Origin of the sequence: Rhodanobacter sp. A1T4 (assembly GCF_014207185.1) — a bacterium.
In the GTDB taxonomy this organism is placed as follows: Bacteria; Pseudomonadota; Gammaproteobacteria; order Xanthomonadales; family Rhodanobacteraceae; genus Rhodanobacter.
Genome location: NZ_JACHCP010000006.1, coordinates 355,784 through 376,274 on the forward strand (window position 1 = coordinate 355,784; position 20,491 = coordinate 376,274).

Annotated in this window: 21 protein-coding genes; 10 read left to right on the forward strand and 11 right to left on the reverse strand. The window is 58.3% G+C overall.

Annotation, left to right across the window (positions count from 1 at the left end; genetic code table 11):
- Window positions 1–121: 121 nt before the first annotated feature.
- The 3 genes from HDE80_RS14455 to HDE80_RS14465 all read right to left on the reverse strand — a co-directional run bounded on the left by HDE80_RS14455 (window position 122) and on the right by HDE80_RS14465 (window position 3,914).
- Window positions 122–1,561: a glycine betaine ABC transporter substrate-binding protein gene (locus HDE80_RS14455; protein WP_184672191.1), complete on the reverse strand. Its 1,440-nt coding sequence runs from the start codon at window positions 1,559–1,561 to the stop codon at window positions 122–124.
- A 47-nt stretch (window positions 1,562–1,608) separates the two neighbouring features.
- Window positions 1,609–2,379 (reverse strand): ATP-binding cassette domain-containing protein, encoded by a 771-nt coding sequence (locus tag HDE80_RS14460; protein ID WP_184672007.1) that lies wholly within the window; start codon window positions 2,377–2,379, stop codon window positions 1,609–1,611.
- A 335-nt stretch (window positions 2,380–2,714) separates the two neighbouring features.
- Window positions 2,715–3,914: an MFS transporter gene (locus tag HDE80_RS14465; protein WP_184672009.1), complete on the reverse strand. Its 1,200-nt coding sequence runs from the start codon at window positions 3,912–3,914 to the stop codon at window positions 2,715–2,717.
- 282 nt (window positions 3,915–4,196) lie between these two features.
- On the opposite strand from HDE80_RS14465, the gene HDE80_RS14470 reads away from it, so the two are divergent.
- Window positions 4,197–5,225, forward strand: a complete 1,029-nt coding sequence (locus HDE80_RS14470; protein ID WP_184672011.1) for an aldo/keto reductase — start codon at window positions 4,197–4,199, stop codon at window positions 5,223–5,225.
- A gap of 246 nt (window positions 5,226–5,471) precedes the next feature.
- On the opposite strand, the gene HDE80_RS14475 is transcribed toward HDE80_RS14470, so the two are convergent.
- The 5 genes from HDE80_RS14475 to HDE80_RS14495 form a co-directional block, all read right to left on the reverse strand.
- A complete protein-coding gene (locus tag HDE80_RS14475; RefSeq protein ID WP_184672013.1) occupies window positions 5,472–6,272 on the reverse strand; it encodes a siderophore-interacting protein in 801 nt (266 codons plus the stop codon).
- 126 nt (window positions 6,273–6,398) lie between these two features.
- Window positions 6,399–6,908: a transcriptional repressor gene (locus tag HDE80_RS14480; protein ID WP_184672015.1), complete on the reverse strand. Its 510-nt coding sequence runs from the start codon at window positions 6,906–6,908 to the stop codon at window positions 6,399–6,401.
- Window positions 6,901–7,584: a PadR family transcriptional regulator gene (locus tag HDE80_RS14485; RefSeq protein WP_184672016.1), complete on the reverse strand. Its 684-nt coding sequence runs from the start codon at window positions 7,582–7,584 to the stop codon at window positions 6,901–6,903. The genes HDE80_RS14480 and HDE80_RS14485 overlap by 8 nt, the downstream gene beginning before the upstream one ends.
- A 92-nt stretch (window positions 7,585–7,676) precedes the next feature.
- A complete protein-coding gene (locus HDE80_RS14490; protein ID WP_184672018.1) occupies window positions 7,677–8,129 on the reverse strand; it encodes a cupin domain-containing protein in 453 nt (150 codons plus the stop codon).
- A gap of 117 nt (window positions 8,130–8,246) precedes the next feature.
- A complete protein-coding gene (locus HDE80_RS14495; RefSeq protein ID WP_184672020.1) occupies window positions 8,247–8,930 on the reverse strand; it encodes a methyltransferase domain-containing protein in 684 nt (227 codons plus the stop codon).
- 111 nt (window positions 8,931–9,041) lie between these two features.
- On the opposite strand from HDE80_RS14495, the gene HDE80_RS14500 reads away from it, so the two are divergent.
- Window positions 9,042–10,406, forward strand: coding sequence for a DUF2252 family protein (locus HDE80_RS14500; RefSeq protein ID WP_184672022.1), 1,365 nt, complete (start codon window positions 9,042–9,044; stop codon window positions 10,404–10,406).
- A gap of 40 nt (window positions 10,407–10,446) precedes the next feature.
- Here HDE80_RS14500 and HDE80_RS14505 read toward each other — a convergent pair whose 3' ends face one another.
- Complete coding sequence (locus tag HDE80_RS14505; RefSeq protein WP_184603539.1) at window positions 10,447–11,253, reverse strand: hypothetical protein; 807 nt, start codon at window positions 11,251–11,253, stop codon at window positions 10,447–10,449.
- 309 nt (window positions 11,254–11,562) lie between these two features.
- Between HDE80_RS14505 and HDE80_RS14510 the strand changes: the two genes are divergently transcribed.
- Entirely contained in the window at window positions 11,563–12,078 is a 516-nt protein-coding gene (locus HDE80_RS14510; protein ID WP_184672024.1) for a PepSY domain-containing protein, read from the forward strand.
- 63 nt (window positions 12,079–12,141) lie between these two features.
- Here HDE80_RS14510 and HDE80_RS14515 read toward each other — a convergent pair whose 3' ends face one another.
- Window positions 12,142–12,720, reverse strand: a complete 579-nt coding sequence (locus tag HDE80_RS14515) for a gamma-glutamylcyclotransferase (RefSeq protein ID WP_184672025.1) — start codon at window positions 12,718–12,720, stop codon at window positions 12,142–12,144.
- 198 nt (window positions 12,721–12,918) lie between these two features.
- Here HDE80_RS14515 and HDE80_RS14520 point away from each other — a divergent pair, with 198 nt between their 5' ends.
- Window positions 12,919–13,101, forward strand: coding sequence for a CsbD family protein (locus HDE80_RS14520; RefSeq protein ID WP_184603534.1), 183 nt, complete (start codon window positions 12,919–12,921; stop codon window positions 13,099–13,101).
- Between the two features lie 204 nt (window positions 13,102–13,305).
- On the opposite strand, the gene HDE80_RS14525 is transcribed toward HDE80_RS14520, so the two are convergent.
- Complete coding sequence (locus HDE80_RS14525) at window positions 13,306–13,995, reverse strand: methyltransferase (RefSeq protein ID WP_184672027.1); 690 nt, start codon at window positions 13,993–13,995, stop codon at window positions 13,306–13,308.
- 326 nt (window positions 13,996–14,321) lie between these two features.
- On the opposite strand from HDE80_RS14525, the gene HDE80_RS14530 reads away from it, so the two are divergent.
- The 6 genes from HDE80_RS14530 (at window position 14,322) to HDE80_RS14555 (ending at window position 20,425) form a co-directional block, all read left to right on the forward strand.
- Window positions 14,322–15,143 carry an SAM-dependent methyltransferase gene (locus HDE80_RS14530; RefSeq protein WP_184672029.1) on the forward strand — a complete coding sequence of 274 codons (822 nt, stop codon included), beginning with the start codon at window positions 14,322–14,324 and terminating at the stop codon, window positions 15,141–15,143.
- Window positions 15,144–15,361: 218 nt separating this feature from the next.
- Window positions 15,362–15,652 (forward strand): hypothetical protein, encoded by a 291-nt coding sequence (locus HDE80_RS14535; protein WP_184672030.1) that lies wholly within the window; start codon window positions 15,362–15,364, stop codon window positions 15,650–15,652.
- A gap of 52 nt (window positions 15,653–15,704) precedes the next feature.
- Window positions 15,705–17,567, forward strand: a complete 1,863-nt coding sequence (locus tag HDE80_RS14540; protein WP_184672032.1) for a GGDEF domain-containing protein — start codon at window positions 15,705–15,707, stop codon at window positions 17,565–17,567.
- 171 nt (window positions 17,568–17,738) lie between these two features.
- On the forward strand, window positions 17,739–18,299 hold the full coding sequence (locus tag HDE80_RS14545) for a GNAT family N-acetyltransferase (protein ID WP_184672034.1): 561 nt from the start codon (window positions 17,739–17,741) through the stop codon (window positions 18,297–18,299).
- 23 nt (window positions 18,300–18,322) lie between these two features.
- Window positions 18,323–18,619: a hypothetical protein gene (locus tag HDE80_RS14550; RefSeq protein ID WP_184672036.1), complete on the forward strand. Its 297-nt coding sequence runs from the start codon at window positions 18,323–18,325 to the stop codon at window positions 18,617–18,619.
- Window positions 18,620–18,688: 69 nt separating this feature from the next.
- On the forward strand, window positions 18,689–20,425 hold the full coding sequence (locus HDE80_RS14555; protein ID WP_184672038.1) for a GGDEF domain-containing protein: 1,737 nt from the start codon (window positions 18,689–18,691) through the stop codon (window positions 20,423–20,425).
- Window positions 20,426–20,491: the final 66 nt, after the last annotated feature.

Here is a 20,491-nt window from a genome sequence, read left to right on the forward strand (position 1 = left end):
TTATGTGTTTCGTCAGGCAAACCATTGTGATGGAAGGTCGTGATACTTTCGCCATGGCACACGCCACGGTTACATCGCTTTGACCGGAACACCGCACCGGCTGCATCAATGCACGATCAGCTCACTGTCGGGCCTCAAGCCGAAGTCCGCGTGGCGTCAGCCAGCGCTCGATGCCTTCGAACAGGCCTTGCGCCAGCAGCGCCAGCAGTGCCGCAGGGATGGCGCCTTCGAGGATCAGGCTGATGTTATCCAGCCTGATGCCGGTGAGGATGGGTTGGCCGTAGCCACCGGCGCCGATCAAGGCTGCCAGCGTGGCAGTGCCGACGTTGATCACCGCAGCGGTCTTGATGCCGGCAAGAATCGAGCGCGTCGCCAGCGGTAGCTCCACCCGGCGCAACCGCACACCGCGCGGCAGGCCCAGCGCGGCGGCCGACTCGCGTAGCTCCGGTGCAATGCCGACCAGCCCGGCGTGCGTGTTGCGTACGATGGGCAGCAGGCTGTACAGAAACAAGGCGGCGATGGCCGGCCACGTGCCGATGCCGAAAATCGGAATCATGAAGACGAACATCGCCAGCGACGGTACGGTCTGCAGAATGCCAGTCAGCCCGATCACCAGTTGGCCCAGCCGCTTCAATCGTGCCGCTAAAATACCGAGTGGAATCGCCAAAAGCACGGCCATGCCCAGCGACAGAACTACCAGCTTGATGTGATCGATACTGGTCTGGAGCAGGCGCGACCACAGTCCGGCATCGGCGCTCGTGTCTGCGCGGATGCCGAGAAAGGCTGCGACCACCACGTCCTCTTTCGCGCCCTGCAATTTCACTTTTGCATTCATCTGCCGCATGGTGTTTTCGTCGATGCGGCCTGCCAGTTTCTGCAGCGCGGTGACGAATGCCGGCGCACTTTTGACGAGAGCGAGCCGATACAGATACACCGCCTCGTAGCGCGGAAAGTAATGATGGTCGTCGTCCAGTGTGCGCAAGTGGTAGTAGGGGATTTCCGCATCGGTGCTGTAAAGATCGATCGCATCGACCGCATTGCTGGCCACCGCGCGATACGCCAGCGCGTGATCCAGCCCGCGAACCTGTGTTTGCGGCAGGCCGTAGCGCTGTCGGATGCCTGGCCAGCCGTCGGTGCGATCGATGAACTCGTTGGAAAAGCCGAAGCGCAAGTCAGGATGTGCAGCCAGGTCGGACAGCTTGCTGATGTGCAGCTGCGCGGCCTTGTCGGCCAGCATGCCGATGGCGTAGGTATTGTTGAAGCCTAGCGAATTGGTGATGCCGATGCCGAGTGGTTTCAATCGTTCGCGCAGGGTCGGGATGTCGGCATCGGGTGCCACGTTTTTCAGCAGTTCGTGGGTGATCGTACCGGTGTATTCGGAATAGACGTCGATATCGCCTTGCTGCAGCGCCTTCCAAAGAATGCTGGTGCCACCCAGTTCGCGCTGATGCACGGCGTCGACGCCGGCTTGGCCGGCGATGGCTTTCGCCAGTTCACCGAGGATCACCGATTCGGTGAAGACCTTGGAGCCGATACGCACGGGCGAAGCCTGTGTCAGCATGGGCACAAGCAATGTGCCGATGGCGAAGATCCAGCGCGTCGCGCGGTTCACGCAGGCACCTTGGGCAATCGTCGTTGCGCTTCGACAAAGCGGGTGACGAACGGATCGGCAGGACGCTCGCGCAGATCCTGCAGGCTACCATCCTGCACTACAGTGCCGCTGCGCATCAGTACCAGCCGCTCGGCGAACCAGGCGGCCTCGGCCAGATCGTGCGTCACGATGATCACCGTCTTGCCGAGCTGCTCGAAGATGCGTTTCAGTTCGTCTTGTAGCTCGTGCCGCACGATCGGATCGAGCGCGCCCAATGGTTCGTCCAGCAGCAGCGCATCGGGGTCGGTCATCAGGGCGCGCATCAGGGCCACGCGCTGGCGCTGACCGCCGGAAAGCTCCGCGGGATAGCGCCTGAGTACGTCATGCGGCAGGTGGGTCAATGCGGCGAGTTCTTCCGCACGCTGGCGAATTTTTTCGGCGCTCCAGCCAAGGTGGCGCGGCAGCAGCGCCAGGTTGCCCTGCGCGGTGAGATGCGGAAACAGCCCGCCTTCCTGGATCACGTAGCCGACTCGCCGTCGTAGCTCAAGCACATGCGCGGGACCGAGCACCCGACCGTCGACCTTGATGTTGCCCGCGTCAGGATAGTCCAGTCCCAGCAGCAACCGCAGTACCGTGGACTTGCCCGAGCCGCTACTACCGATCAATGCAGTGGTGCTGCCGGCAGTAAAGTCCAGATTGATGTTGTTTAGCGCTTGTACGTTGCCGTAGCGCTTGCTGGCGTGTTCCAGCGTGAAGCCGATGCGCAACGAAGCTTCAGTGCCTGCCATGATCACGCTCGTTGGCTAATTCGGTGGCGACTCTAAAAGCTATACATCGAATCATGAGGCTGCCGGCGTGGATTGACGTATGTGAATTTGAAGCGTGCAACGAAATCCGCCGCCGGCTCCAGACGTCCCAGATAATAGCCCCGGCCGTCATCGCAGCCCATATCGGCCTGCAGATCCTGCGCGACCTATCTTCCACACCCTCCGCGACCAGGATCAGATCCATGTCGTGGACATGTTGACGAGGGCACGAATCCACATCGTCGTCCACGCATCAGCCCGTATAGCGGCAACCGGTGAGTGATCAATCTTCAGTTGGGTAGAGCGAAATCTCCGCCTTACGCCATGGCGACAGAACGTTCGGTTCGGGTCTTCAGCACCAGCGTCAATGCCACCGCCATCACAGCGGCCAGTGCGGCGAATCCATACACGCTATTGAAGCCCATGCCGGCTGCGATCCAGCCACCGAGTGGTCCGACGGTGACCATCGCCACATCGAGAAACACCGAGAACACGCCGATCGCTGCGCCGCGGCTGTTTTCCGGCACGCGGTTGACCGCTTCCACGCCGAGTGCGGGAAATATCAGCGAAAAGCCCAGCCCTGCTATTGCAGCGCCAGCCGCGGCGATCAACATGTCGCTGGCCAGCCACAGTGTGGCCAGCCCGACGGCCTCGACCGCAAACGACACGATTGCCACGCGATAGCCGCCAACGCGCACGATCATCTTGCCGAACACGAAGCGTGTGCCGACGAACATGATCCCGAAGACGCTCAGTGTCAGCGCTGCATCAGCCCAGCCGTGTGCGGCATAGAACAGCGTGATGAAGGTGGCGATGCAACCAAAACCGATCGAGCCCAGCGCCAGGCCGATGCCATACGGCACCACTCGCGCGGCCACGTTGCGGATGGACGAGCGCTCGCCAACCGCGATCGCCGTGGCCCGCTTGCGCCGCGCCAGCGGAAACGCAACCAGCATCATTGCCAGCGATACTGCGCCGATCGCGGCGAAACCGTAGCTGTGCGCGATCACTACGCCGAGGGGCGCGCCAGCGGCAATGGCGCCGTAGGTAGCAACGCCATTCCATGAAATCACCCGTGCCGTATGTTGATGACCAACCTGGCCCATGCCCCAGGCAATGGCGCCGGTACCCGTACAGCTTTCGGCGCAGCCTAGCGCCAGCCGCGCGATCAGGATCAGGCCCAGGCTCAGGGCAGGTATCGCCACAGCAAGCGCGCCCAGCAGCAGCAGCAGCCCGCTTACGCCGCACATCAGTAGTCCGGTCAATACGGTGCGCTTGGGTCCCAGCGTATCGGCCATATGCCCGGCGCGGGCGCGGCTGACGAGAGTTGCCACGTATTGCGTGCTGATCGACAAGCCTGCCACGACCGCGCCGAAACCGAGGTTGGTATGTACGAAGCCCGGAAGCACCGCCAGCGAAAGGCCAATCGTGAGATAGGTGGCAAACGTGAAGGCGACCGTGCTGAGGATCGGCCCGATCACGCTGAATCGGCGTGGTTCGACGGCCGCGAGGGACATATCTGCGGTGGCTTGAGAGGCGTCAGGCATGAGGCTAAGGGAATAAAGGGATAGGCCTGTGGGGATCAGGCGACAACTAGTGTACGCCTCGATGGCGCAATGCAACATGAAAGAAAAGTCATCCTTCAACCTGGCCCTTGTTTCCTGCCGGCGTTGAACTCATGGTCATAAGAGCGCACCAACAAGACCGGCACCGGGATCGATGAAACAGGTCACCCGAGCGTTGCAAGCGTTGGTATGTGCTTCTATTTCCCACCATTTCCCGATTCAAAAGGACCCACCATGGATTACAGACAACTCGGCCGCTCCGGCTTCCGTGTGCCCGCCCTCAGCTTCGGCACCGGTACTTTCGGCGGCAAAGGTGAATTTTTTCAGGCCTGGGGCAGCACCCAGGTGGATGAGGCCAAGCGGCTGATCGATATCTGCCTGGAGGCGGGCGTGACGATGTTCGACAGCGCCGATATCTATTCCGGCGGCGCTTCGGAAGAAGTACTCGGCGCCGCGCTGAAAGGGCGCCGCCACGAAGCGCTGATTTCGACCAAGGCCACGTTTCGTTCAGGCGAAGGTCCCAACGACGTCGGCTCATCGCGCTTCCATCTGATCGAGGCGGTCGATGCCGCGCTGCGCCGGTTGCAGACCGACCATATCGACCTGTTCCAACTGCATGGTTTCGATGCGATGACGCCAGTGGAGGAAACCCTCTCTGCACTGGACGATCTGATCAGCGCGGGCAAGATTCGCTATATCGGCTGCTCCAACTTCTCGGGCTGGCATCTGATGAAAGCACTGGCGACCGCCGATCGTTACAACTTGCCGCGCTATATCGCGCATCAGGCCTATTACTCGCTGATCGGCCGCGACTACGAGTGGGAACTGATGCCACTGGGCCTGGATCAAGGCGTGGGCGCCGTGGTTTGGAGTCCGCTGGGCTGGGGGCGCCTGACCGGCAAGATCCGCCGCGGCCAGCCGTTGCCGGCCAATAGCCGCCTGCATAAGACCAGCGAAGCCGGTCCGCCGGTCGACGACGAGTACCTCTACACTGTGGTGGATGCGCTTGAGGCTGTGGCCAAGGAGAGTGGCAAGACGGTGCCGCAGATTGCGCTGAATTGGCTGCTGCAGCGCCCGACGGTGGCCACGGTAGTGATCGGCGCGCGCGACGAAGCGCAGCTGCGAGCCAACCTTGGGGCCGTCGGCTGGAACCTTTCCGCGGAGCAGGTGGCCAAGCTCGACGCCGCCAGCAAACCGGTCAAGGCTTACCCGTACTGGCATCAGACGCAGTTCGGCGAGCGCAACCCGTCGCCGGTTGGTTAGGACGGCTAGACGGCTATCACGTCAGGAGGCGCTGGCTCGGTCTGCGCCTCCTGACATTGCAGCCAAAGCTTTGATGGCGAGCTACGTTGAGTGGGCTCTTGCGTTGTCACTCGTGACGATTAGATAAATCGCAGTCATTGGATATTCCTGAATAGATGGCGGCAAGCGTCAGATAACGATGGTTGGACGTACTGTAGCCAAGCTTCAGAACACGATGTCGACGGGATGAAGTGTGAGCTCATCCCATCAGCCATCGTCGTCGCTATCGTCCGCACCCGTTTTCCAGTAGCCCTTGGCTTTTAACCAGTCTTTGGGCACGTTGCGCTCCAGACTGAGCCACTGCCGCATGTTGCGGGCGCGACGCGATTCGGTGGCAATCCAGTAAAAGGTGTCGCCGGCCGGAATGCGCAACGCGCGCAATGCGTGTTCGAGCAATTCGCTGCGATCGGCCGACGTGCCGCGGCGTTCCAGCCAGGTGAGGGTGACCTGCGCAGGCGACGGCAATGGCTGACGATCCTCGGCATCGGGAATTTCAACCAGTACGTCGGCCGTTGTTGTTTCGGGCATTTCCGCGAGCCATCGGCCGATAGCTGGCAGCGCGGTCTCATCGCCGATCAGCACGTAATGATCGAAATCGTTGGCGATCACTACCGAGCCGCGTGGGCCGCCCATGCCGATTTGCTGGCCACGTTCGGCCCGCGCTGCCCAAAGCGAGGCAGGGCCGTCACCGTGCAGCACGAAGTCGATCGTCAGTTCGTTGCGTGACACATCGTAATGGCGGGGCGTGTAATCGCGCATCGGTGAGTAGTCGCGACCTGGTGGATATTCCGGGCCGTTACTGCCCATTACAGGCGTCACGATGTCGCCGCTCGTATTGGGGAAAAACAGCTTTACGTGATCGTCCGGCGCAGCGCTGATAAAGCCGTGAAGTTCATCACCGCCGAAAACAACGCGCTGCATATGCGGTGTCAGTTGCTCGACGCGCAGTACCTGCAGCGTGCGAAATTTCAGAGGGTGGCGCAAAGTTTGATGGGTATGAGCAGTCATCGGCAGAATCTCCGTGAAGGGGAAAGGTTGCCGGCTAGAGGCTTTGCATCATCCGGAATATCTGGATGAGCAAGCGGTGGCAATGGCGAAGTAGGTGATGTTGCGAAAGGCTTGGTGCGACGTATGTTAGGCGAGTCGATAGCCGAGGTGTTCCGCGATTGTTCGCAACACATCGAATGTGGCGGTGGTGGAGGGAAGGTTTGTTTCGATGCGTGCGGCGGAAGCAGGCGGTACGGGTTGGGTGAGACGCGCTTCGGCAAGGCCGATATTTTCCAGGTCGCGCAGAAAATTTTGCAGCTGCCGCCGCATCACGCGGAGATTGCCCGGGCTTTGATGCTGAAGCATTGCATTTGTCTGATGCGAGTCGGCCAGTTGCCAGCGCAGACGCGCATGCGGTTGCGCGTGGGCATAAGCCAGACCGCATTGCTCCAGTTCGCGCAACAGCCGATAGACCGTGCCCATGCTGGTGGCGGCGTGATGTTCACGCGCAGCCTGCAGTAGCGTTACGGCATCACGCGGCGCATCGAGCGTCGACATCGCGGTGAGAATCGCCCGGCGCGGTGCGGTCATCAGCAGACCGTGCGACTGGCAGCGTGCTTCCCACGCAGGGAGTGCTTCGCTACCCGTTTCAGTCACGGCGTTCACCGGTAGCAATGTCGCTGGCAGCGCGGTCCAGTATCTCGGCGATGCGTTGGCCTTCGGCCTTGCTCCAGTCACTGCCGCGCATCAGCAAGGCGTGCTTGAGTGCATGCATGGCCTTGCGTACGGCCATCGGTGCGGCCATCTTGGCGGCCATCCTGGCGCTGTGCTCGGTGCGTGCGGTGACGGCATCCACCGCCTCGCGGTTTTCGTCGAGGTAGGCGCGGCCAGCGGTGGTGATCGCGTAGAGCTTGCGGCCGCCCTGTTCGTTGGTGACCTCGGCATACCCGAGTTCTTCCAGCATGGTCAGGGTGGGGTAGATCGCACCGGGGCTGGGCGAATACTGGCCGTGGAACATGTCCTCGATGATGCGGATCAGTTCGTAGCCATGACGTGGCTGCTGCTCGATCAGGGCCAGCAGCAGTAGCTTGAGATCGCCGTGACCGAACATGCGGCTACCACCGCGTCGGCCGCCGCGCATCTCGTTGAAGTCCGCAAAGAAGTCACTGCCGCCGCGACCGCCGAAGCCGCCGCGACCGGCGTGACGCTCGTGCCGGTTGCCCTCATCCTGGGAGCCCTCATTCCAGCCGGCCTCGAAACCGGAAACGCGATGCGAGTGATCGTGGTGGTGGCGGGAATGCAGGGCATTGAAAAACATATGGCGCATAGACATGGGATTTCCGATATATCGTTAGAGTGCATATAAGATATATCGTAAGTGTATCTAAATCAATACGCGACAGCTTCGATAAGTAATGATTCTGTTCAGCGAGGGTAGGGCTGACCGTCCTTGTGTGTGTAGTCGTTTCCGTCGGCATGCAGGTCGATGTCCGGGTAGTTGCAGACATCGTTCGCCGAGCGGGTGCCGATATCCAGATAGACCGCCCTCTCATGGCTGCGGTTGATCATGTGGTGGCCGTCGGGCGTGTTCTTCGGAAAGGCCGCGCAATGGCCTGCGTGTAGCAGTTGTTCGCCAGCATTGGTGATCAAGGTCAGTTCGCCGGATATCACGTAGACGAATTCGTCTTCTTCACTGTGCCAATGGCGTTGGCTCGACCACGCGCCCGGTGGTAGCTGCGTCAGGTTGACGCCGAAATCTTTCAACCCGCCGGCAACGCCAAGCGCCTGCTTGATTCGCCCGGCGGCACGTTCCGCAAACGGTGCGGGATAGTTCGAGCCCTCGCGCTCGGAGATATTACGCAGGTCGAGTTTGGGCATGAGTCAACACCTCGATATCGATGATAGGGAAAGGTTTCGCGGTACCGCAGGTCATGAAATCAGGCGGTGCGAGATAAGACGATGTGCCGATACGCTTGTTAGTAGTGTGGGCGCCTTTTAGCAGGCGACGCCGGCGATAAACAGAATCGACGCGGGCTTGCCGGTATTTGGATGCAGCGGCTCGCGTACTTCTTTCATGTCTAGCCCACTCTGTTCAAAAAGACGTGTCCACGTTTCCACGGTGCGGAAATACCACGGAGCTGGCCTGACGAAGTCGTCACTAAAGCCGGCCCAGGAACCGGGTCGCCAGCCATCCGCATAGGGCTGATCGCCGCAGGCGATCAGCGGATGCAGCGTCTGTACGATGAATGCGCCGGCAGGGCGCAGCATTGATTTTGCCGACGCGATTATTCCATCCACCGATTCCTTGCCGATCAGCGAAAAATTGCAGACAACGACGTCAATCGCTATACCGAGTTTCCCCTCCGCGACGTCTTCATAAGAGGCCACGCGAAAATCACCGCCGCCCGCCGATTGCGCTTGTTCAATCAGCTCAGGTACCACATCAATTCCAATCACCCGAATGCCTCTGAATGACAGGGCACGGGCAAGCCAGCCCTCGCCGCAGCCCAGATCGAGTACGGATTGCGGCGACTGCGAAAGCACCGCGTCGAGTATCGCGTCATCAGTGACCAGGCGGCGGCTCTCGATATCACCGCTGCGCACCGCCGTTGTCCACGGCGTGGCATTGGCATGCCATGCATTGATGATTTCCGCGTCGCTTAAAAGATCACTGGTCATGATGTTCTTTAACTGCAAGGCAGATGGGCGATGACACTGATGGTTCCATATCGTCGCAGGCGTGTCATCAACACCTGCTGCAATGGCCGTTTAACCACAAAGGCAATCGACATGGCACGCAACTTGAAACGCTTGATCGGCGCATTGGCGATCAGCATTATTGTTTGCACGGGCGTACAGGCGGCCACGTCGCGGCCCAGTTTTGTCGTGAGCGACATCTACAACTACAACCATCCCTATGCAGCAACAGACAGCGGTGACCTCGCGACCAAGATGCAGCTGATGAGCGCCAGCGCGTTCTACTTTTATCGAGGTACGGCGGACATTTTTTATCGCGATACGACCACGCTGCCCGCGTCGAGCTATACCTCCAATGCCACGGGTTTCACCTGGATCGGCGGCGATGCGCATCTTTCAAACTTCGGTGCCCAGCGCGATAGCGGGGGTACCGCAGCGTTTACCACGGATGATTTCGACGAAGGTTATCTGGGTCAGTACGTGTGGGACTTGCGCCGCGCGGCGGTGAGCATGGTACTGGCGGGGCGCGAGAACGGCCTGTCCGACAGCCAGATCACTAGTGGCATCAATACTTTCGTGGCAGCTTACGTCACCCAGATCAACAGCTTCGCCAAGGGCAACGGCGAGGCCTCATTCCAGCTGACCTCCGGTAATACCAGCAGCGTAGTCAAGGACACGATCTCCGATGCCAACGATGGCTCGCGCTCGGATCTGCTGTCCAAATACACCAGCACCAAAAACGGCGTGCGCACCTTTCAGAATGCTTCGAATCTGGTGGCAGTGAGCAGCGCGAACTACACAGCTATCAGCAATGCCGTGGACAACTATATCCAGACCATTTCTTCGTCGAAGCGCTACGCAGCCAGCTATTACGCGATCAAGGACATCCATCAAAAGCTGGGCTCGGGTACGGGCAGCCTTGGTCGGCTACGTTATTACGTATTGATCGAAGGTCCGTCGACCTCGACCTCCGACGACGTGATTCTGGAACTGAAGCAGGAGGCCTCGAGCAACGTGGCGCTTGCCGCACCGGGGCAGCTGCCGCCGGCCGAATACGGTTCCAACGAAGGCGAACGCGTCGCGCTGACCAACAAGGCGCAGCTGCTCAATACCGATGTGCTGGTCGGTTACGCCACCATCAACGGCGCACCTTACTACGTGCACGAAAAGTCGCCATACGAAGAGGACTTCGACTACACCCAGCTCAGCAGCAGCTCCAAGTTCAGCACCGCGATGACGTATGTGGGTCAGGCATTGGCCAGCGCGCATGCTCTGGCCGATCAGGATTACAACTCGGCCATCGTCCCGTACGATATCGATGCGCAGATCAGCGCCGTGGCCAACAGCAGCGGTCTGCAGACCGAAATTTCAAGCTTTGCTTTCAGCTATGCCGATCAGGTGAACCTGGACTGGCAGGCGTTCGTATCGGCATATAACGCAGGTACGCCGCTGTACTGATTTCGTGGCGATGGGAAGCAAAATAGACACTCGTTGCCGGCTACTTGGTTTCCTGTGTCGTGGTTTCCCATTCGTGCAGGCACATTCGGCATTGGTTGTAGTGGCGTACGGCGGCAACGCGCCCGCGCATCGGTTCGGGAATAGCGACGTTGTTCGTCATCGCGCGCTGTCGCAGGCCACGGCGGCGATGCGTCGATAACTCCGAAGGATCGTTCGCGAGATTGCGCTGGTCGATCTCGATCTTGGCGAACCAGTGATGGCAGCTGGGACATTTGCCGCAAACGTTGGTCAACATCTGCCACAAAAGAATCGCTGCAGACATTATGCCTGCCAAAAACCAAATGGAATTCCTGTGCGTGGTGTGCTCTTCCACGGTAAGTGGTCCGGCCGCACGTTCAAGTTGTGCAGTAGCGCTTTCGACGTCTAGGTTCGCTGGCTGCTGCGCTGAGGCAGGAGTCAAAAGCTGTGCGGGCGCATGTCTGAGAAACAGATGCTTGGTCGGCGCATTGGGCGTATCAGCGGCTGTCAGGGGTTTTTCAGGCAGCGGCAGCGCGGCGAGATAAGCGTTGCGCTGGCGATAGACCTTGATCAGGCATGCGACGTTGCCGTTGCAGCGGTCGCGTAGCGTGGTCCATTCGAGTTGGCTCTGCTTCACGCCAGGGGCGTCGGTAACGAGTGGGTAACGCTTGTCCATGCGGGCTGCCAGCGAGCGCAGCGATGTCGAAGCGCATACGGCCTGTTCCGAATTGTTCAACGCGCTACTGGCACAGTCGATAGCCTGCGCTCCGGCAACGCCTGAAACTCCCAATAGAACCAGTGCAAGAAACCCGGATAGTCGCAACAGCATAACGTCTCCCCGATGATCAGCTTCGGCGCATCTCCATATCGCCTAGCAGACTGCAGAATCTACTGTCTTTTTGGCCGGTGTGGTTGAAAATAGTTTGAAAATGGGCATTGGCGGCGCTTGTCGGCCAGTTTAGGGCTCACTATCACTGCCCAGGCACAGATTCTCGTCACAGTTTCGACAAGACGGGCAGTTACCGTGAAGTACTCTCATTCAGCGACCGTTAGGCGCCTGACGACCGCGTATTTTGCGGATGCAGCCGATGTCAATTAATGGCATCGTTGGGGTTCTGCTTCTCTGTCCAAAGGCTTTATGTCGTCGAATCATCGATTTCTCAAGATTTTCCGTACGATTCATCTGTATCTGGGCGTATTCATGGCGCCCGCACTGCTGTTTTTCGCCATCACCGGTGGTTTGCAGACCTTCAGCCTGCACGAGACCACGCGCGGCAGCAGCTATACGCCGCCCGCGTGGCTTGCCACTCTGGCCATGCTGCACAAAAAACAGACCATCGCGGCGCCGGTGCGTAAACCGCGCGTATCGGAAAATACGGCACCTGCTGCTGGGCCCAGCAATGCGTCTCTTGCAAATGTTCTGCCTGATGCGCGCGCAGCCGCCCCATCCAGGGGGCCTCCTGACAGTGAAGGCGCACGCCCGAAGAAAAATCTGCTGCCGATGAAGATGTTTTTTGCGCTGGTGGCGTTGAGCCTATGCGCGTCTACGCTCACCGGGTTGTACATGGCTTACCGCTATAGCCGTAAGCCCGTGCTGGTCAGCAGCATTTTGCTTGCCGGTTTGGTGGTGCCGCTGCTGCTATTGCTGTTTTGACGGTCGCCGATGTTCTGATAATACGCCACGCGTAGTCGAATATTTGCGCCTCCTGCGAGCTGGTCAGCCGTTCGAATGCTTGATCAGCTCAGCCAGTTCGCGCTCGATCTCAAACACGTGCGGATCGTCTGCATCCATTTGCCTCAGCGCTTCGGCGAGGTGAAGCAGGTAATCACGATTTGGCCCGCTCGGCCCTGCGGACTGGGCGATATGCCGTGCTATTTCGCGTTCGGACGCAGCGCCAAGAAACGCGGCGTTTTCTTCGGTGGCTATATAGACGAGTCCATCGCTGCGCAGGCCATCATCCAGACTCAATTCGGTAACGAAGCGCAGATAGCCGTTCTTTTCTCGGACGTCCAGATGACCAAGCGCTTCGGGTGTGATCAGGTACGCCATGCCAACGCAGACGGCGCCGGGTTGGGGGATCAGCGTAACAACCCGCCCAGGTGCTTCGGGCGTGCCGCGATGATCATGCGAGCCCTGCCAGAAGCGGCGCACCCAATGACGAATCGAGGCTGGCCGTCGTTCGATATAGGGGAAGTCGGCCTTGTAGATCAGCGAGCCATAGCCGAACAGCCAGACTTCGGTGTGGCCGTCGAAATAAGTCATCTGCTGGTTGATGTTGACGGTATTGAAGGACAAGGCTTGGCTCTCTCGACGACAGTTGATTATGCCGTTTCATCTCATTCGGCGACGTTTTGTGAGCGTCGACCGGCGCCCTGATGCTGAACGCAGTGCCCGCGTCAACGCGCCGCGCACAGCAAAGTCACGATTCTTCCACGATGGCGCGCCTACAAGGAACGGGCCTGTATCGAGCAGGCTTCTTTCAGGAGATAAAGCGTGGACAAGAATCGCACCGAAGGCACCAAGCACGAGATCAAGGGCGCAGTGAAGGAAGTGGTAGGCAAGGTCACTGGCAACAAGACCAAGGAAGTGGCGGGCAATGTGGAGAAGAATGCCGGCAAGGCCCAGAAGGAATTCGGCAAAGCTACTGATGCAGCGCGAGACGCAGCGAGAAAGTAATTGCCGATAACAGCAAACTTTGATTTAAAGCATGTCGGGCGTGTGGCGTGAGCCTCGCGTCCGATGTTTTTGCGTGGCTGATTTATCAGGTTGATGGATGCAATCGAGCTTTTTAAATCACGCTGTTCGAATTCATTCACAAGGCCACATCAACATTTGCGGCGAATGTACTAGGCGAATGTACTAGTGGAGCAGCCATCTGCTTCAGTGGCTATATCCAACCGCACTGACAGCGCCAAAACCATCGCGTCGATAACTCAGCAGTCGTCCGCGAAATGGCGCCACATCGTTTGCATCAAAACGACTGCGCTGTTCGGTAACGACGTAACCCTGAAGGGTAAGCGCCCGCGTGAAGAATGTGCTGTTTCCACGGCCGGGGTCGGTGATCAGAATTTCGGCATCAGCGGTTGCGTGACGCGATATCGTCGCTGCCAGCTGGTCGGCATGACCCGATTCGTAGAGCACATCGCTGCCGATAATCAAATCAAAGCGGCCCAGCGTGATGTCGGGTATTTCCCATCGAAGATCACGATAGACGATCGCCAGCATCTTGTTTTGCGCGGCGTTATGGCGCAGAAACGGCTCGGCCAGCGGATGATGATCGCTGGCCGTAATGTCGGCATGGCGATGCTGCAAGACCAGACTGGACAGCCCGAGCCCGCAACCGAGTTCAAGGATGCGCTTGCCGCCGATGTCGTGCGTCGACATTGCCTCAGCCATCACCCGGCCCGCTGGCCAGACTTGACCAAACAGGCTCCATAACGCCGATGAGATACCGATGCGCGCGGCCAGGTGATGCGGGTCAGCGAACTGCTGCAGATCGCTCAGCGCACGGATTCGAAAGTCGTGACCGCCGAGGCGGACCACAAGCTCGCGGGTGGTATAGCCCGGCATGGGGCAACTCCCGTGAGGGCTTCATCCCGGCAATAGCGGGACAGAGCATTGAGATAGGGAGCGAAGCGGCACAAATCGCCAGGTCGCGCTGATGAAACAGCTGCTGAGCCATCGTACGCCAATGAACGTCATGGGGTTCGATTTACTTGTGAACGGGTAGCTTGCTCAATCTATGGCCTCCTCACAGCTTGAGCCCATTGGTTCGATCACATCAAGTAGTTCTTAACCGGTGTCGTACCTCGGTGCAACCCGCTGTTTCAACTGACCGTGCGATATTCTTCCGGTTACGTTATTCATATTCATGTTTTCAGCAGGGGCTATTTCAAATGAACGCCATCCGACCATCCGGAAGTCTTGTTTGCGTCGGCCTTGGCATGACGCTGGGTTCCCACCTCGGGCCGCTGGCGCGCAGCCATATCGAACAGTCCGACGTGGTGTTTGCGGGGCTCTCCGACGGCATCGTCGAGCTGTGGCTGAGCCGCATGCACCCGGATGTGCGCAGCCTGCAGCCGTACTACCGCGAGGGCAAGTCGCGCATGCAGACCTACCGGCAGATGGTGGAAGCCATCCTCACCGAGGTGCGCGCGGGCAAGAAGGTGTGCGGGGTGTTCTACGGTCATCCCGGCGTATTCGCCTGGGCGCCGCACAAATCCATCGAAGTCGCCCGCAGCGAGGGCTATCCCGCGCATATGGAGCCGGGCATTTCCGCCGAGGATTGCCTGTACGCAGATCTCGGCATCGACCCTGGTCGGTTCGGCTGCCAGCACTACGAGGCCAGCCAGCTGCTGTTCTACCAGCGCAAGATCGACCCGACCGCTTACCTGGTGCTGTGGCAGGTGGGACTGGTCGGCGATCAGTCACTGGCACGCTTCTCTACCGGTGCGGCCTACCGCCAGCTGCTGGTCGATGTGCTGGCACGCGACTACCCGTTGGAGCATGAGGTGATCATCTATCGCACGGCAACGCTGCCGATCCAACAAGCACGGATTGAAAGGGTGAAGTTATGTGCGTTGCCGCAGGCGGATATCGGCATGGCCGATACGGTGGTGATCCCACCAGCGCGAGCCATGCAGGTGGATCATGAGATGAGGGCGAAACTGGATGTGCTGGACAGAGCGATGTCTGATGCCGTTTGCGATGTCGGCTAACACATCTGACAGAGAGTTTGGATAGGCTGCCAAGTAGGAGTGATACAGGCAAGGCGTTGCTCTGTCTTCGGTTGGGTTCCGAAGAGGCGAAAGTTAGTGTGAGGGAATTGCACGACGTATCGGTTCGGCAGAGAAAACTGACGTTTTGCAAAACATTCCGGATCGCTGCACTTAGCATGCGGTTTGGTCTCAACAAGCGACATAAGGGGGATTATCAAGTGTTCGATGTCATCGATTTTCTTGAAAGTGTCGGCCAGGACGCAGAGTGGCGTCATGCTGACTCGGAGGCACTGGCGGTCGCATTGACGGGAGTGCAGATTGGCCCAGAGTTGCGGATGGCGATCCTTGCCAGGGATGAACGGGAGTTGCAGGCGTTGCTGGGACAGGATCCTTTCTGCTGTCTTATCAATCCTGCCAAACCAGACGAGGATCAGGAAGAATGTGACGGCAGCTGTAAAGAGGGTGAAGACGAGGACGAGAACAAAGACAAGAGCACGGATGATGATTAAAGACCAGACTTCACGACTTGCCGTTTCCGCGCCTGCAACCACTGGCTAGATCATGGACCATGCGGGCAGATACAGGTCGGTGTTTGCATACTGCGCGCTTCTGCTTTTATTCGTCGCAGGCGTGGTTGCTGCCGCTGCGCCCGTATCCAGCGATCCTGCGCAGTTGCTAAGGCAAGCTGAGAGCATCCAACCCTCCAATCACACCGAGTTCAACGAGCTCATGCGTCGACTCGACGAACTCACGATGAGGCTCTCACCGCAGCAGGAACTGCATCGACGTTACCTCGCGGCCCGGCAGATCGCCTTTGCCGGCAACTACGCCGCCGCCCTGCCGGCGTTGACAGCGATCGCCGATCAAACGGTGGATCCCGTTCTGGCGTTTCGCGCCAGCGCCTCTGTGATCGACCTGTTGGTAGCTGAATCCCTCTATGAGGAAGCTTTTGCCAGGTTGAATCCATTGATGGACCAGCTGCCGAAAATCAAGGAAAACGACGTCCGCATGCAGGGTCTCGGTGTTGCGGCGCAGTTGTACAACGAGGCCGGCCAATACGATGCTTCCATTCGTTATGCCGATCAAATAATCAAGGAAAGCACCAACGCTGAAAGTGCATGCAGGGGTTGGTTCTACAAGTCTGATGCGCTATTTGAAAGTGGCAGTGCACAGCTGCCCATCGATCAGCTTCACAGTGGTACGGAAGCATGTGGCAAGGCAGGAAACACACTTTTTTCTCTTAGTTTTCAGTATTTGCTGGCGAGTTTCGACATGCGACAGGGTCGGCATGAGTCGGCCGTCCGCTTGTTGCAAGCGAGCTATCCCGAGGTTCTACAAGCGGGCTTTCCGCCACAGGTTTCTGAGTTCGAGGCTACGCTGGCCAAGGCTTACTGGAAGGATGGTGATCTTGCTTCTGCATCAAAATTTGCCAGCAGCGCCTTGACTACCAATGCCAACAGGCCATATTCGGAGTCGACGGCCAACGCCTATCAAGTGCTTTACGAAGTCGACAAGAAAATGGGCGACAGCAGTAGTGCTCTGGCAAACCTCGAAAAATATGTCGTTGCCGAGGAGGGCTACCTGAGTCGACTCAGCGCGAAGACGCTCGCCTATCAGATCGTCAAGCAGAAGGTGTTGGCGAAAAAACTGCAGATCGACGGACTGGATAAGAAGAACAAGATTCTCACTTTGCAGGGAGAGCTGGATCGCCAGGCGGCGGAAACCAGTCGGCTGTACATCGTGTTGCTGTTGCTGGTCCTGGCAACGATCGCCGTGTGGACTTACCGGATCAAGCGATCGCAGCTGCGCTTCATGAAGCTGGCCCGGCGCGATGGCCTTACTGGCATCTTCAATCGGCAGCATTTCGTCAATGAGGCCGAGCTGCAATTGCATTACTGCCGGAAATCATCGCGTGATGCCTGTCTGGTGCTGATCGACCTGGATCATTTCAAAGCCGTCAACGACACTCATGGTCATGCGGTAGGCGATCGCGTGCTGCAGCGTGCCGTCACGGCCTGCAAGGCCCACTTGCGTTCGACCGACATCTTCGGTCGCCTAGGTGGCGAGGAGTTCGGCATCCTGCTGCCCGAGTGCACGCTGGCACAGGTTCTCGTCCTGGCTGAGCAGATACGCGTGAAGATTGCGACCGCTTCCGCTGATGAGGACGCTTCCGACATCCCGATCTCCGCCAGCTTTGGCATCTCCAGCGTGGTTCATTCCGGCTACGAATTGCGCCAGTTGCTGATCCATGCTGACGAAGCGCTGTACCGGGCCAAGCGTAAAGGCCGTAATCGGGTCAGCATAATCAATCACCCGGAATGTGATAATTCGACGACCCGGGATGATTTAGTGGATGGCAATCCACATCTGTTGCAAGGCACTTCGACTTTCAGATCAGCGCCGAGCGAGCAGGCAAACGAATGAAGGCAGCCAGCTCCACCGTGAACATGGTCTGCCAGATCCCATCTCAGTTTGCTGGTGTGCCGGCAGACGGAATAGCCCAAACCGTAATAGTTCCGCTAACGCGTGCCATGCAGCCGATCACACGATCGGGGTCCGGCCGGCCGTGCTGGACTTGACGATGGCTGCCCAGGTATGAGCGGCGTGGCTGGTACGACTTTCGAACTCGAAACCGAGCGCTTGCAGCTACGGTTGCTGGAGGCCGGTGACGAGACCTTGTTCTGCGGGCTTTATACCGATCCGGAAACCATGCGTTTTATTGCGCCGCCACTTTCAGCGGCACAGGCAATCAGTAGTTTTCGAAAAATCGTGGTTCGGCAGTACGAGCCATCCCTTGAAGGGCGTTTTCTGGCGGTGCTGGAGAGGGCGACGCGGCAGCCCGTGGGCATCTGCGGCACGTCGCAACACGATGTCGATGCGCTCCGGCTGGAAGTAGGCATACTATTGAGGTTGGAAGCCCGGGGAAGGGGATTGGCGCACGAGGCGCTCATGGCGTTGATGAAAAGGATCTTCGCCATGTCACCTATAGAGGAAATATGCGTGCGGTTTTCCGCGGAATGTCCAGCGGTCGAACGATTGAATATCAGGATTGGCTTCACGCCTTGTGCGGATGAGGTGCCGGGAGAGGGGCTGATGTCAAAACGTGTCTGGTCAGTGCATCGATCACCGTGGTACGTGGATCAAACAGTCAACTGAAACCAGCAACAGGGGGAATACTGATGTCGAACGTAATCGATTTTCTTGAAAGAATGGGGCAGGACGCGCACCTGCGTCACGCATCACAGGATGAAGTGGAGCGGGCACTGACGGGCGCACAAATCGATCCGGAGTTGCAGGCGGCGATCCTTGCCAAGGATCAGCGTCGGATCGAGACATTATTGGGACATTGCAACGTCTCCTGCATGTTGATGCCGGGTAAGGAAGACGAAGACGAAGACACTGAGGAGAGCCCGTCGCGGGACAACGAAGAGGTTACTTCGCAGTCCAAGTCTTGCACTGCGGCTTCGGTAGGCTAGTCGATGTTTTCATCGGGGAGGCGGCGCCAGGTGTTTTCCACCGGGCGGGCTTTGCTCGTGGTGTTGCTTATGGGCACGGCCATTGCGGCCGTGCCTGTACCTAGCGATCCGGAGCTGCTGCTCGATCAGGCGGATAGTATCAAGACGTCGGATCATGCCAAGTTCGTCTTGATCATGGAACGGCTGGGCGACAGTACGACGAAACTGTCTCCAGAGCAGCAACTCTATCTGCGTTATCTCAATGCGTGGCAGAGCGCCTATCGCGGTGATTACGATACGGCTATTCCAATGCTGAACGCAGTTATCGAGAAATCCACTGATGTGACCTTGCGATTTCGCGCGGGCGCCACAGTAGTGAACATGTTGGGGATCGGATTCCGTTATGAGGAAGCGTTTGCTCGATTGAGCCAGTTGCTCGATCAACTGCCACAGGTGACTGATAAGGCTGCGCGTGCGCAGGGCTTGAGTGTTGCAGCGCAGCTGTATATCAAGGCCGGGCAGTATGATCTGGCCTCGGGCTATGCCGATCAATTGATCAAGGAAAGCCTTACCGCTGATAGCGTCTGCAGAGGGAAATATTTAAAGCTTGAGGCACTTTTCAGAAGTGACAAGCTGGATGCGCCTAGTAACCAGTTCCAAGATGGTATTGATGCTTGTGGTGAGTCGCTCTTTGCTAACGGGATTCGTTATTTTGTTGCGAATTTAGAAATCCAGCAGGGCCGGCCAGTTGACGCCATCAAGTTGTTGCAAAAAAATTACGCTGCTGTTCAGCGCACTCACTATCCGCCTCTGATTTCAGAGTTCGACGCATCACTGGCACAGGCTTACTGGAAAGAAGGCGAACTCACTTTGTCGCAACAGTTCGCCCTTGACGCCGTAAACAGCAGCGTCAAGAACGAATATACCGAACCGCTGACCATCGCATATAAGGTGCTCTATCTGATCGCCCAGAAGCAGGGTGATATGGGCGCTGCTCTCGCTTACCACGAACGATACATGGGCGCTGACAAGGGCTATCTGAGTGACGTCAGCGCAAAGGCACTGGCGTACCAAATTGTCAGTCAGCAGGTGCTGGCGAAAAAGCTGCAGATTGACACGCTGAACAAGCAGAACCAGATACTTGAGTTGCAGCAAGCGCTCGGCAAGAAAGCAGCGGAAACCAGTCGGCTCTATATCTTCGTGTTGTTGATGGTGTTGGCGTCGATTGCGCTATGGACCTACAAGCTCAAACGCTCACAGCTGAGCTTTATGAAGCTGGCCCGACGTGATGGGCTGACCGGCATTTTCAACCGCCAGCATTTTGTCGCATCGGCCGAGCAGCAGCTGCAGTACTGTCAGAAGTCGGGGCGCGTGGCGAGCCTTATCGTGATTGATCTGGATAACTTCAAGACCGTCAACGACACCCATGGCCATGCGGTAGGTGATCACGTTCTGAAGCGGGCTGTCGCCGCCTGTCAGGCGCATCTGCGTTCAACCGATGTATTCGGTCGTCTCGGTGGTGAGGAGTTTGGAATACTGATGCCCGAGTGTGGCAAGGATGTGATCGCTGGTCGGTCCGAATTGATTCGTCTAGCCATCGCCAGCGTGTCCGACAGCGAAGACGCCAGTGGTGTCGTGGTATCCGCCAGCTTTGGTGTCTCCACAACGCTCCAGTCTGGCTACAACCTGCGACAGCTGTTGATTCACGCGGACAAGGCGCTTTACAGCGCCAAGCGGGAAGGCCGCAATCGCGTGGTTTTATTTGATGACGATACTGCGGAGTCCATCAAGGCACCGTTGACGGTGTCGCCCTTGCACCGTCGGTGATCCATTCAAACTTTGCCAGATATTCAAATGCCGTGGCCTAGTCGCAGCGTTCGACTTGCAACGCAC

Coding starts and splice junctions, on each gene's coding strand:
- HDE80_RS14455 (WP_184672191.1), bottom strand. CDS start 1,561: ATGCTGACACAGGCTTCGCCCGTGCGTATCGGCTCCAAGGTCTTCACC.
- HDE80_RS14460 (WP_184672007.1), bottom strand. CDS start 2,379: ATGGCAGGCACTGAAGCTTCGTTGCGCATCGGCTTCACGCTGGAACAC.
- HDE80_RS14465 (WP_184672009.1), bottom strand. CDS start 3,914: ATGTCCCTCGCGGCCGTCGAACCACGCCGATTCAGCGTGATCGGGCCG.
- HDE80_RS14470 (WP_184672011.1), top strand. CDS start 4,197: ATGGATTACAGACAACTCGGCCGCTCCGGCTTCCGTGTGCCCGCCCTC.
- HDE80_RS14475 (WP_184672013.1), bottom strand. CDS start 6,272: ATGACTGCTCATACCCATCAAACTTTGCGCCACCCTCTGAAATTTCGC.
- HDE80_RS14485 (WP_184672016.1), bottom strand. CDS start 7,584: ATGTCTATGCGCCATATGTTTTTCAATGCCCTGCATTCCCGCCACCAC.
- HDE80_RS14490 (WP_184672018.1), bottom strand. CDS start 8,129: ATGCCCAAACTCGACCTGCGTAATATCTCCGAGCGCGAGGGCTCGAAC.
- HDE80_RS14495 (WP_184672020.1), bottom strand. CDS start 8,930: ATGACCAGTGATCTTTTAAGCGACGCGGAAATCATCAATGCATGGCAT.
- HDE80_RS14500 (WP_184672022.1), top strand. CDS start 9,042: ATGGCACGCAACTTGAAACGCTTGATCGGCGCATTGGCGATCAGCATT.
- HDE80_RS14505 (WP_184603539.1), bottom strand. CDS start 11,253: ATGCTGTTGCGACTATCCGGGTTTCTTGCACTGGTTCTATTGGGAGTT.
- HDE80_RS14510 (WP_184672024.1), top strand. CDS start 11,563: ATGTCGTCGAATCATCGATTTCTCAAGATTTTCCGTACGATTCATCTG.
- HDE80_RS14525 (WP_184672027.1), bottom strand. CDS start 13,995: ATGCCGGGCTATACCACCCGCGAGCTTGTGGTCCGCCTCGGCGGTCAC.
- HDE80_RS14530 (WP_184672029.1), top strand. CDS start 14,322: ATGAACGCCATCCGACCATCCGGAAGTCTTGTTTGCGTCGGCCTTGGC.
- HDE80_RS14540 (WP_184672032.1), top strand. CDS start 15,705: ATGGACCATGCGGGCAGATACAGGTCGGTGTTTGCATACTGCGCGCTT.
- HDE80_RS14545 (WP_184672034.1), top strand. CDS start 17,739: ATGAGCGGCGTGGCTGGTACGACTTTCGAACTCGAAACCGAGCGCTTG.
- HDE80_RS14550 (WP_184672036.1), top strand. CDS start 18,323: ATGTCGAACGTAATCGATTTTCTTGAAAGAATGGGGCAGGACGCGCAC.
- HDE80_RS14555 (WP_184672038.1), top strand. CDS start 18,689: ATGGGCACGGCCATTGCGGCCGTGCCTGTACCTAGCGATCCGGAGCTG.